Source organism: Micromonospora sp. NPDC052213 (genome assembly GCF_040679695.1).
In the GTDB taxonomy this organism is placed as follows: Bacteria; Actinomycetota; Actinomycetes; order Mycobacteriales; family Micromonosporaceae; genus Micromonospora.
In genome coordinates this window covers 59,950-71,495 of the sequence record NZ_JBFAVI010000017.1, presented here as the reverse complement: position 1 = coordinate 71,495, position 11,546 = coordinate 59,950, and the positions used below count along the sequence as shown (strand labels likewise).

Annotated in this window: 9 protein-coding genes; 1 reads left to right on the top strand and 8 read right to left on the bottom strand. The window is 70.9% G+C overall.

Annotated elements, in window-relative coordinates:
• The 8 genes from AB0L34_RS07210 to AB0L34_RS07175 form a co-directional block, all read right to left on the bottom strand.
• Positions 1 to 1,089, bottom strand: a 1,089-nt coding sequence (locus AB0L34_RS07210) for an ATP-binding cassette domain-containing protein (protein WP_363702667.1), incomplete at its 3' end; no start/stop codon positions are given.
• Positions 1,090 to 1,162: 73 nt separating this feature from the next.
• Positions 1,163 to 2,800 carry a ribosomal protection-like ABC-F family protein gene (gene abc-f, locus AB0L34_RS07205; RefSeq protein WP_363702665.1) on the bottom strand — a complete coding sequence of 546 codons (1,638 nt, stop codon included), beginning with the start codon at positions 2,798 to 2,800 and terminating at the stop codon, positions 1,163 to 1,165.
• 430 nt (positions 2,801 to 3,230) lie between these two features.
• Entirely contained in the window at positions 3,231 to 4,469 is a 1,239-nt protein-coding gene (locus AB0L34_RS07200; RefSeq protein WP_363702663.1) for a hypothetical protein, read from the bottom strand.
• A gap of 203 nt (positions 4,470 to 4,672) precedes the next feature.
• A complete protein-coding gene (locus tag AB0L34_RS07195; RefSeq protein ID WP_363702661.1) occupies positions 4,673 to 5,302 on the bottom strand; it encodes a winged helix-turn-helix domain-containing protein in 630 nt (209 codons plus the stop codon).
• 248 nt (positions 5,303 to 5,550) lie between these two features.
• Positions 5,551 to 5,802 (bottom strand): hypothetical protein, encoded by a 252-nt coding sequence (locus AB0L34_RS07190; protein ID WP_363702660.1) that lies wholly within the window; start codon positions 5,800 to 5,802, stop codon positions 5,551 to 5,553.
• 280 nt (positions 5,803 to 6,082) lie between these two features.
• Positions 6,083 to 7,003, bottom strand: a complete 921-nt coding sequence (locus AB0L34_RS07185) for a carbohydrate ABC transporter permease (RefSeq protein ID WP_363702658.1) — start codon at positions 7,001 to 7,003, stop codon at positions 6,083 to 6,085.
• Positions 7,003 to 8,454, bottom strand: coding sequence for an ABC transporter permease subunit (locus AB0L34_RS07180; RefSeq protein ID WP_363702656.1), 1,452 nt, complete (start codon positions 8,452 to 8,454; stop codon positions 7,003 to 7,005). The genes AB0L34_RS07185 and AB0L34_RS07180 overlap by 1 nt, the downstream gene beginning before the upstream one ends.
• Positions 8,454 to 9,755, bottom strand: coding sequence for an extracellular solute-binding protein (locus AB0L34_RS07175; protein ID WP_363702654.1), 1,302 nt, complete (start codon positions 9,753 to 9,755; stop codon positions 8,454 to 8,456). Before AB0L34_RS07175 ends, AB0L34_RS07180 begins: the two co-directional genes overlap by 1 nt.
• Positions 9,756 to 10,431: 676 nt before the next feature.
• Here AB0L34_RS07175 and AB0L34_RS07170 point away from each other — a divergent pair.
• Entirely contained in the window at positions 10,432 to 11,541 is a 1,110-nt protein-coding gene (locus AB0L34_RS07170) for a uroporphyrinogen-III synthase (protein WP_363702652.1), read from the top strand.
• Positions 11,542 to 11,546 lie beyond the last annotated feature (5 nt).

Below are 11,546 nucleotides of genomic sequence, written 5' to 3'. Positions count from 1 at the left end.
GCCGGGTATCCGCACGTGACGCAGGCTGACGAGGGTCCCGTCGGCGGTGGCGGTGGCGAGCGCGGTCGCGCGGAACCGCAGCGGTTCGGGTGGTGCCGCGACGGCGGCACGTTCGAGGTCGTCGAGCCGGCGGCCGGCAGCGCGTACCCGTCGGGCGATCTGGTTCTGCACCCTGCCGGCGGTGTGGCCGTATCCCATCTTCTCGTTGTCACGCCGGTCCCGGCCCGGCGCGACCTCGTGCGCGGTCACCGCGAGCTGCCGGCGCAGCTCGGCCAGTTCCTCCTGCTGTTCGGCGTGGCGTCGCTGCCACCGCTCCCGCTCGTTGCGCTGGTGAGCCAGATAGTCCCGGTAGGTGCCGCCGAAGCGGACCGGGCCGGCGACAGCGGGGTCGAGGTCGATCAGGTCGGTGCAGACCGCGTCGAGGAAGGCCCGGTCGTGGCTGGCTACGACGACGGCCCCGGGCAGGTCGCGCAACTGCTGCTCGAGAAAGGCCGCCGCGGCGTCGTCGAGGTGGTTGGTGGGTTCGTCGAGCAGCAGCGCCGAGGGCAGGCGGATGAGCAGGGCGGCGAGCGCGAGCCGGCCGCGCTGGCCGCCGGAGAGCGCGGCGAGCGCCCGCTCCGGTGCCACATCGCCGAGACCGAGTGCCGCGAGGACCATGCCGGCGCGTCGCTCGGCGCCCCAGGCGTCGATGTCCTGGGCGCGGTCGAGCAGATCGCCGTAATCGGCGAGCAGCCGTTCGTGGTCGGGTGTGTCGTCGGCGGTGCGGGCGAGCCGGTCGGCGAGCCGATCGAGGTCGGCGAGGACGGCACGGGCCTCGCGCAGGGCGTCGTCGCGCACGTCCGCCACGGTCGCGGCCGGGTCGTAGGGGGCTTCCTGCGGCAGATAGCCGAGGTCCGGTGGGCGAACGACGCTGCCGGCGTCCGGTTCGTCCGCACCGGCGAGCAGGCGGAGCAGGGTGGATTTGCCGGTGCCGTTCTCGCCGATCAGGCCGATCCGGCGGCCGGGGGCCGCGGTGAGGGAGACCCCGTCCAGCACGCGACGGCTGCCGAGGGTATGGACGAGGTCGTGAGCGAGCAGTGCTTCGGGCATAGGGGTCACCTTCGGGGTGCCCCGGGCCACGGGCCGGCACGGCCCGTGGCCCGGAGCAGGGCGGAGTCGGCGGTCAGGCGCGGTCGGGTGCGGGGATCTCGCGCAGGTGACCGCCGTCGAGGCGGAGCCACCGCTGCACACCGATGTCGGTGAGGAACCGTTCGTCGTGGCTGACCACCACGAACGCACCCCGGTAGGCGGTCAGGGCGCTTCCCAGTTGGCCCACGCTGACCAGGTCGAGGTTGTTGGTGGGTTCGTCGAGCAGCAGCAGGTGGGGTGCCGGCTGGGCGTAGAGGACGCAGGCGAGGGTGGCCCGCAGCCGTTCGCCGCCGGAGAGCACCCCGGCGGGGAGGTGGGCTCGGGCGCCGCGGAACAGGAACCGGGCGAGCAGGTTCATCCGTTCGGCCTGCGGCCGGTCGGGGGCGTACGCGGCGAAGTTCTCCGCGACCGTCCGGTCGAGATCCAGCAGGTCCAGGCGTTGCGACAGGTACGCGACGCGGCCGGCGGCGCGGTGCACCTGCCCGGCGTCCGGCTGGAGGTCCCCCTGCAACAGACGCAGCAGGGTGGACTTTCCGGCGCCGTTGGGGCCGGTCAGCGCGATCCGCTCCGGTCCCCGGATGGTCAGGTCGGCGCCGTCGCCGGCGAACACGGCCCGGTCGCCGTGGTAGACCTGCATACGCTCGCCGGCGAACACGGTGCGGCCGGCGGGAACGGTGGTGTCGGGCAGGTCCAGGGTCAGGGCCTGGTCGTCGCGCAGCGTCCGGCTGGCCTCGTCGAGCCGGCTCTGGGCCTCGCTGACCCGGTTGGCGTGTGCCTGCTGTGCCCGGCCGGCCGACTCCTGGGCGCTGCGCTTGAGCCCACCGGCGACGATGCGGGCCAGGCCGGCGTTGCCGAGGTTGCGGGCGGCGTTGCTGGCCCGGCGGTCGGCCCGCTCCCGGGCCTGCTGCATCTCCCGCTTCTCCCGCTTCACGTCCTGCTCGGCGCTGCGCACGGTCCGCTCCGCCGCCTCGCGTGCCACGCGCGACGCCTCCTCGTACGCGGTGAAGTTCCCGCCGAACAGGCGCACCTCACCACGGTCGAGCTCGGCTATGCGATCCATCCGGTCCAACAGGACCCGGTCGTGGCTGACCACCAGCAGGCACCCGGACCAGCCCTCCAGCACCTCGTACAGCCGGTGCCGCGCGTCGATGTCGAGGTTGTTGGTCGGCTCGTCCAGCAGCAGCACGTCCGGGCGCCTGAGCAGTTGCGCCGCCAGGCCGAGCGACACCACCTGCCCGCCGCTGAGCGTGCGCAGGCGCCGGTCCAACCCCACGTCACCGAGGCCCAGCCGGTCGAGTTCGGTGCGGCTGCGCTCCTCCACGTCCCAGTCGTCCCCGACGGCCGTGAAGTGCTCCTCCGCCGCGTCACCCGCCTCGATGGCGCGCAGGGCCGCGAGGGTCGCGTCGACCCCGAGCACCTCGGCGACGGTCAGGTCACCGGCCAGGGGCAGGTCCTGCGGCAGGTAGCCGAGCACACCCTCGACCGTCACGCCGCCACCGGTCGGGGTGAGGTCACCCGCGATCAGCCGGAGCAGGGTCGTCTTGCCGGCGCCGTTCGGCGCGACCAGGCCCGTACGGCCGGGCGGCACGGTGAAGGACAGGTCCTGGAAGACCGGAGTGTCGTCCGGCCAGGAAAAGGACAGGTTCGTACAAACAATGCAGACGTCAGACATCGGGAGACACCCTCGGAAGAGAGCCGGGGACGCGACAGACACCCCGGTCGGGCAGACAGATCTACGACGAGACACGCCGCACCGGCGCACGCCGGCAGGCGGCCGGGGCCGCTCACCCCGAGATGTCGTCGTCCCCCGTCACCACAGTCCGCTCCCTCGCGCTCTCATCGCGGTCTCCGCCGCGCTGCACCAGCTTAACAACTTCCGGAGTGGCACCGGTACGGCAACCGCCTCGCGGGAGAACGCCTGGGCTTGGGGCCGATGATCCGCGAGGCCACCGCTTGAACGCGTCCACGAGACGACGGAGTGGTCGCGGTGCCTCAGATGGGTGGTGCTCGTACCCGACGTGCTTGCCGGAAAGCGAAGGGCGGGATGGTTTCCCATCCCGCCCTTCTACCTGAACGGCCCTCGCGGGCCGGTGGATGACACGTCAGACAGCGGGCGTCTCGTCCCCGCTGATCATCGGGACCGCGCGGCGGCGCCGGGCGAGGAGCAACATGATGCCGCCACCCGCCACCATGGCGAGACCGGCTCCGGCGATCAGCCCGGACTGCGGCCCGGTGATCGGCAGGTCACCCCCGCCGCCACCGCTGCCGCCGTCATCGTCGCCGCCCCCGCCACTGCCGCTCGCGGCGACCACGACGGCGAACCCGTCCTCGTTGTCGCTGTCGTCCACGTCGGCTGCCCGTACGGCGACGGCGTTCGCCGGAAGTTCGGCATGCTCCGGGCCGGAGCGGATGTCCGTTCGCTCGGTCAGACCCTCGACCTGCACGGTCCCGCCCGCCAAGGTGACGGGTGCCTTGGTGGCGGCCGACACCGTCGCCAGATTGTGCAACTCGACAGCGGAGTAGACGCTGTCATTCGGGTTGGTGTCCTGGCTGGCCGGTACGAGCGCGAGCGTGTCGTAGGTGCAGACCGCTGACCGCCCGTCGTCGCCGACCGCACACTCCTTCGGCGGTCGGGTGAACGTCACACCCTTGGGCAGGTGCAGCGTGGCCTTGACGCCGCTGACTGCCTTCCGGCCCTGGTTGACGACCCGGTACCGCACCGCGCCCGTCTCGCCCGGGTTCAACGGCCCGGTGGATGCGAGCCGGCCGCCCGCACCGACCCGCACCGACTGCTTCACGTCCGGCGCCACCACCGACAGGTCGGATTCGGGATCGTCGACCAACGTGAGCGTGACCCATTTGCCGGCAAGTGGCGTCCTGTCCTCACCCCAGGCCATGCCGGCCTCGACGTGGAACCTGCCTTCGTAGGGCTTCTGTTTCTCGTGGATACGAATGTCGATGGGAAGATCCACCGTCCCGCCGGGTGCCGGCAGCAGCTCCGGAAACAGGCTCGATTCGATACGGCAGTACCAACCCGAGTAGTCGCCGTCACACTCACCGGAGCCACCGCCCTCCGGCCATATGAGTGATGCTTTGGACGAGTCCAGCTCGAGGGAGCGGACGTAGAAAATGACCTCACTCGGGGTCTTGTCGGTCAAGTTGGTGAGTCTCAGGTGGACCCTCTTCCTTTCGACCCCCAGCGGAATCGTCGTACCGGCCAGATCGAACGTGAACTTCGCACCCGTGTCCGCCGCCGAGGCGGACCCGACGGGGGTAGCCGTCCCGGCAAGGAGGAGCAGCGCGGCGGCAGTTCGCACCAGCCATCGATGACCAAAGGCCATAGCAGAACCCTTCAGGCGAGCGGACGGTACGGCCGAGAACACTATCCGCAATGGGCTCGCGTCGGTATCGTCCGCTCACCCCCTACTGGGTGAGGGCCGGATCGGCGCGGCGGAGAGGGCCACACCCTGACAACTCGACCGGCGCCGCAGCACCGTGGACTTCTCGGCGGTGGAGGCAGACCGGGCCCGCGCCGATCGTCGACTCAGCCCTGCCGTCGATCCGCCGGGCCGGCCAGCCGCCAACCGCCCCCGCCTGTGATGATCCGGTCAGGCCCGAGGCGTTCCCGGAGGTGGTGGATGTGCACGCCCACCGCGGCGGCCGTGGCGGGCCGGTCGTGCGGCGGCAACGACGACCAGATCCCACTCCTGCTGCGTGGCACTCCCCGCGCCTCGACGAGTACCCGCAGCACGGCGAACTCCCGCGGGCCGAGCCGGATGAACCGAGCCGGCCCGTCGAGGACGTACCGATGCTCGACATCGAGTCGCAGGCTGCCGAACGACAGCACGTCGGTGCCGTCGACCGGTTCCGGCGCGATCGGGTCCCGCACCCACCAGCCGTCCGCCCCGGTGAGAATGCGTGCGGCACCGATCTTCCTACGGATGTTGGCGATCACCACGCCGATCTGGGCAGCTGTCGGCGGCCGATACCCGCGCGGCATGGCGGCCCAGATCGCCTCCCGGCTGAGGGGCGTCCCCCGCGCCGTGATCAGGACGGCCAGCACGGCGACCTGCTGGCCACTGAGCATGACCGCGCTCGACTCCGCGTGCAGTCGGACCAGGCCGGTGGACGTCTGCAACTCCAGCCCGGCATAGCACAGCGGGACATCCAGCACGGGTATGGACAGCTGGCGCCGAGAGGTGCTGGTCCGCGGGCGCCGTCCTTGACGGCATCGAGGGATCGCCGACAGCGCAGAGCCTGCCGCCGGAGAGACGTCCTCAGCCGGCAGGCAGCAGGCCGACCGGCCGACCATGGACTGATCAACCACCATGAAGGGCCTCACCATCTGGCTCGCCGGCCGCCACTACCCCCACCGACCAGCCGAAACCTCGGTCCGTACTCGCGGACGCCGGATGCCGGCGGTCAGGCCGACGGCCCGACCAGTTGGTACGCCGCCCGGACGGCGGCCACGGCCCAGCGCATGCGACTGACCGCCTCCACCGGATGGTCGCCGTACTCCTGCGCGACGAGTGCCGCGCAACCGGCCGCCCGGTGCCGGCTGACGCTGTTCAGCACCGCCTGCCGGATCTGCTCGGGCGTCGGATCCGTCGACGGTTGGAGCGTGGAGGCGAAAAGTGCCTCCGCCCTGGTACTGAGCAGTTCCGACGGGCTCATCACCGGCTCCTTTCCGGTAGGTGGCGGCCATGCCCGCGAGGCAGATCCGACACAAGGCGCACCACCACCGAGGTCGCACGCACGAGATGCGGGGCTGGCCGATCGCCTCGGGCGACCGACGCACTTCGGGCAGCCGACGAATTCGCCGAACGGCGATGCCCGGGGTGGGGTCAGCGGAGTCCGGCCCCACCCCGGTCCCGGGTCCCGGGTCCCGGGTGCTGGGTGCTGGGGTGCGCGCCCCTGCGTCGTGCCCGGCGCGCACCCCGTGATTCACCTTTCGCTACTTGCCTGACCCGGCGAGGACACCCTGCACGAAGTAGCGCTGGAAGGCGAAGAAGACCGCGAGCGGCACGAGCATGGACAGGAACGCGCCGGGACCGATCGTGTCGAGGTTGGACGAGAACGACCGCATCTGCTCCCGCAGGGCGTAGGTGATCGGGGCATTGTCGGAGGTGGCGAAGACGAGCGCGACCAGCAGGTCGTTCCAGACCCACAGGAACTGGAAGATAGCCAGCGAGGCGATGGCCGGCCAGCCGATCGGCAGCACCACGCGGGCGAAGATGAGCATTTCCCGGGCGCCGTCGATGCGGGCCGCCTCCAGCAGGTCGCGCGGGATGTTCAGGAAGAAGTTCCGCAGCAGGAAGATCGCGAACGGCAACCCGAAGGCCACGTGGAAGGCAACCACCGCCGAGATCTCGCCGTAGATGCCGAGGGCCCGGAAGATCCGTGCGTCCGGCACGATCGCCACCTGGATCGGCACGACGATCAACGCGACGACCAGCGCGAACAGCCAGTCCCGGCCGGGGAAGTCCATCCAGGCCAGGGCGTACGCGCCGAGTGCGCCGAGCAGCACCACGAGCAGGGTCGACGGCACGGTGATCAGCACCGTGTTCCACAGCGATTCGACGATCCGCTCGTTCTGCAGCACCTGGACGTAGTTGTCGAGGGTCAGTTGGGCCGGTGCGGTGAAGACCGTCCACCAGCCGGTGGCGCTGTTGTCGGCGCTGCTACGCAGGCTCGCCACCGCCAGGCCGAAGGTCGGCAGCAGCCAGAAGACGCCGATCAGGACCACCAGCAGCCGCAGCAGCGCCTTGCCGAACCGCATCATGAACCGGGTCCACGGTCCCGGTCGCGGCCGGCCGCCCCGCGCGGTACCGGCGGGTATCAGTTCCGGTACGGCGTCGATGGTGGCGTGACTCATCAGCTGTCCCTCCTCAGGCGCCGAATGTTGAACAGCATCGCGGGGAGCACCAGGGCGAACAGCAGGACCGCGAGGGCGCTGCCGAGTCCGTAGTCGAGGCCGCCGCCGAAGGACACCCGGTACATCTCCAGGGCGACCACGGTCGCGTCGTCCTGGGACGACTCGGGTGCGAGCACGTAGACGAGGTCGAAGATCTTCAGGACGTTGATGGTCAGGGTGACCAGGACCACGACGAGCACCGGCCGGACCAGCGGCACGGTCACGTGCCGGAAGGTCTGCCACTCGCTCGCGCCGTCCATCCGGGCCGCTTCGAGTGCTTCCCGTGGCAGGGCGGCCAGCCCGGCCGACACCAGCACCATGGCGAAGCCGGCCCAGATCCAGATGTACGCCCCGATGACGGCGGGAGTGATGAGTGAAGGCCCGAGCCAGGTGACGCCGTTGAACGGCTCGGTGAAGTTGTCGGCGGGCAGCCGGATGACGTATGGGCCGGAGGTGAGTTCGGGGAACGCGAACCGCCCGGCGGCGTCGGTCCGGGTGGTGGCGACCACCCTGCCCCCGTCGGCCACCGCCTCGACGGTCATCTGGGGCAACCCCACCTCGCCGGGATCGACAATCCCCGCCTGGCCGCCGCCGCCGCGGGTGAAGTCGAGCCACACCACCCCCTGCAGTCCGGGGCCGCCGGTGGGTGCCGTCGCGGGCTTGGCATCGGTCGGGATCCGGTCCGGCGGCAGACCCACGAGGGCGAGGTGGACGGGTTCACCCGGGTTCGCCGGCCCCCTGGACTCGAAGCCGCCGTTCACCGGCGCCAGCTCGCCCTGCTCTCGGGCATCCACGCCGTGGTAGCGCGACGGGGACTCGAAGGCGTCGTGCACCGACACCGCGACCGCGTTGAGCACGCCGCGGTCCGGGTTCTCGTCGTAGACCAGCCGGAAGGTGACGCCGGCGGCCAGGAACGAGATGGCCATCGGCATGAACAGGACTGCCTTGAGCACGGCCGACCGGCGCAGCCGCTCGGTCAACACCGCGAAGATCAGCCCAAGGGTGGTGGCCACGGCAGGCGCCACGATCACCCAGACGAGGTTGTTCAGGATGGCTCGCCGGGTGTTCGGCGAGGTGAACATGGTGACGTAGTTGTCGAGGCCGACGAACCTCGATCCGTCACCGCTGCGAAAGCTGAGCCACAGCGTGTAGACGATGGGATAGCAGACCAGCACCAGCAGCAGCACCAGGGCGGGGCCGAGGAAGAGCGCGACCATCAGGCGGGTCTCCCGCGACCGTCGCCGGGCCGCGGTCCCGGCGGTGGTCCGTGGGCCGTCGGGGGCGTCCCGGTGGCCCGGGCCGCCGGCGGCGTGCCGTGAGCCGCCGGGGCCATCGGCCACGCTCGCCCGGCCGATCGTTGTTCGGGCAGGCGACGGACTGATGCCCTGGGCCGGGTCGGGCGTGATCGTCATCAGTTGCCTCCGAAGTCCTTCTTCGCGGCGGCCTCGAGCTGCTGGGCCAACGCCTCAGGGGCGATCGGCTTGGCCAGGAAGTCCTGCAGCAGCACCCACAGGTGGGCGCTGGTCCCACCGCCGAACGTCTGCGGCGTGAGGTCCGACAGGTCGAAGCGCAGCGATTCGGCCTTCACCACCGCTTCGGCGAGTTCCCGGGTGGTGTCGTCCGCGTACGTCGCGACGTCCAGTCCTGAGTTCGCCGAGATGAACCCGCCCTTGGCCGCCATGATCTTCGCCGCCTCGGGCGAGGCGAGGAAGGCCATCAGTGCGTTCGCCTCCGGCGTGTCCTTGAAGGCGACCGCCTGGTCGCCCGCCGTCACCACCGCCGGCTTCGAGCCGTCGATTGACGGCCAGTTGAAGAACTTCGCGGACTCGCCGACCTTCAACTCACCCAGCTTGTTGATCTCTGAGGCGACGAAGTCACCCTCGAACAGCATCGCTCCCTTCGGCGACTTGCCGAACACGTCGGCGATCGCCTGCGTGAAGGCGGTCTGCGTCGGGTTGCCGGCCAGGAAGCGCGGCGTACGCCAGTAGTCGGCCAGCAGGGTCAGCGTCTTGACCACGCTGGGATCGGTCCAGGGGATCTCGTGCCTGGCCAGCTTGTCGTACATTTCCGGGCCGGCGACCCGGAGGTAGGTGTTCTCGAACCAGTCGGTCAGCACCCACCCGTCGCCACCGGCGGCCACCATGGGCGTCACCCCGGAGTCGGCGAGCGCGGCGGAGACCGTCTTCAGCTCGTCCCAGGTCTTCGGCGGCTGCACCCCGGCGTCGGCGAAGCTGTCGACCCGGTACCAGATCACCGACTTGTTGGCCACCTTGAAGTAGACGCCGTAGAGCTGCCCGTTCACGGTGCCCAGTTCCTGCCAGGCCGAGCTGTAGTTGGCCTTGATCGCGGCGGCCGCGTCACCGGTCAGCGGCTTGATCGCGCCCCGCTTCACGAACTCGGCCACGACCCCGGGCTGCGAGATCAGCGCCACATCCGGCGGCGAACCCCCGGCGATCCGGCTGTTGAGCAGCACCGGCAGATCGTTGCCACCGGAGGTGTACTTCACCGTCGCGCCGGTCTTCGCGGCGAAGGCGTCCAGCACCGCCTGGAAGTTCGCCTGCTCGGCACCGGACCACGTGGCCGCCACCTCGACCGTCTTGCCGGCAAGGTTCGCGTCCGGCGCGCCGGACGTCGGGCCGGCATCGCCACCGCACCCTGCGGCGGTGGCAAGAACCGCCGTCGCCACGGCGAGCGGCACCCATCGTCGTATCATGGACCCTCCTGAATCTGGTCTGCGGATCGGGACTGGACCGGAGCGGGCGACGACCCGCCGCCCGCCCCGCGTTCGGAGTCGAGGGGGCGGGGGGGGGGGGACTACCCCCCGCGGCCGGCGGCCGACCCCCCCCCCCCCAAGGGCAGAGGGGGGGGCGCGCCCGCCGCCCCGGTGTGGGCCGCGCCCGGGGTTGTGGGGCCACACCCCCGGGGCGCCACGGGCGACGGACGCCGGCCCAGGTTCCGGATTGGCGGTCGGCCCGCCCTCATCCGTCCCCATCCGGGTCGGCGCCTATCGATCGCATCCGATCGACCGATCGGTGATTGCGCCGAGTCTTCAACACCACCGCGTTTCCCGGAAGTCAACTGGGTGCTACGTGACGGGACCGACGAACACCTCACAAGATCAACTTGTCGGATCCGGTCCCGACTCGCCGGTAACTCTTCGCCGGCCCGCTCTGAACTGGTGAAACACCGTCCGGATCGGCGCGCCGTCCCAAATTCCGGTAGCACCAGGTCGGTGAACGAACCGTCACGGTGTTGAGATTGGACGCCGCTGCTATGTCTGCCCTGTTACGGCGACACTTCTTCCCGACGAAAGAGTCGCATCGAAGTGAGCCAACCGCCGTCCGGAACCGTGCACCTGTTGAGGTTGACCGGCGTGACAGGAGGACAGCGTGGAGGACCTGGCGGGGTACACGGTCGCCGTCCTGTCGGAGCGTCGTCGACACGACCTCGCCACCCTGCTGGAGGCCACCTCGGCACGGACGATCAACGTCCAGGCGGTCCGCTCGGTGGCCCAACCGGTGGCGGAGGCCGTTGCCGTCGCCACCCGCTCCTGCGTCACCGGACCGGTGCACGAGGTCATCGTGTCGTCGGGCCTGGGCCTGCGGGCCTGGCTGCGCGTGGTCCAGCAGACCGGCCACCTCGACGCGCTCATCGACCGGCTGACGCACGCCCGCCTGCTGGCCCGCGACGGACACGCCGCCGACACGCTGCGGGATCTCGGCCTGAGCCAGATATGGGCAACCGCCTCCACGACCACCGAAGACCTGTTCCGCTATCTCCTCGCCCAGCCGATGATCGGCCGCCGGGTGGTGGCGCAGATCGAGTCGGAGCCACACCGGGAGTACTGCGAGGCCCTACGCCGCAACGGGGCGACCGTGGTCGAGGTCGTCACGAACCGGTTTCTCCCGCCGCTGCGGGTCGACATCCTGCGCCGGCTGTGCGGAGTCATCATCCGGCGGCAGGTCGACGCCGTCGCGCTGACCGGGGCGACCGCCACCGAGAACCTGCTTCGCCAGGCCGAGGCCGACGGCGTACTCGGCGAGGTGCTCAACGCGCTGACCGCCGACATCGTGCCCGCCTGTCTGGGTCACCTGGCGGCGGAGCCACTGCGGGCGTTCGGCCTCAGCGCGTACGTGGCAAACAGTCCCGCCCTGCCGGACCTGGTCAAGGTCCTGGCGAACCAACTCCCGGGACGGTCGCTCCAGCTCGACGTGCAGGGCCACCGGGTGGAGATCCGCAGCCAGGCGATGGTGATCGGCCACCAGGTGATTCCGGTCCAGCCCGGCCCGATCTCGGTGCTACGGGCGCTGGCCCGCCGTCCCGGCCGGGTGCTGTCCCCGGCCGAGATCCGGGCAGCCGCGCCGAGCTGGGCCGACGTCGACGACCACGCCGTCGAGATGGCGGTGTCGCGGCTGCGGCGAGCCTTCGACCACACCCCGCTGGACGGCGTCGACCTGATCCAGACCGTGATGAAGCGTGGCTACCGGCTGGGGGCCTGACCGCC

Coding starts and splice junctions, on each gene's coding strand:
- AB0L34_RS07175 (WP_363702654.1), bottom strand. CDS start 9,755: ATGATACGACGATGGGTGCCGCTCGCCGTGGCGACGGCGGTTCTTGCC.
- AB0L34_RS07190 (WP_363702660.1), bottom strand. CDS start 5,802: ATGAGCCCGTCGGAACTGCTCAGTACCAGGGCGGAGGCACTTTTCGCC.
- AB0L34_RS07180 (WP_363702656.1), bottom strand. CDS start 8,454: ATGACGATCACGCCCGACCCGGCCCAGGGCATCAGTCCGTCGCCTGCC.
- AB0L34_RS07200 (WP_363702663.1), bottom strand. CDS start 4,469: ATGGCCTTTGGTCATCGATGGCTGGTGCGAACTGCCGCCGCGCTGCTC.
- abc-f (WP_363702665.1), bottom strand. CDS start 2,800: ATGTCTGACGTCTGCATTGTTTGTACGAACCTGTCCTTTTCCTGGCCG.
- AB0L34_RS07185 (WP_363702658.1), bottom strand. CDS start 7,003: ATGAGTCACGCCACCATCGACGCCGTACCGGAACTGATACCCGCCGGT.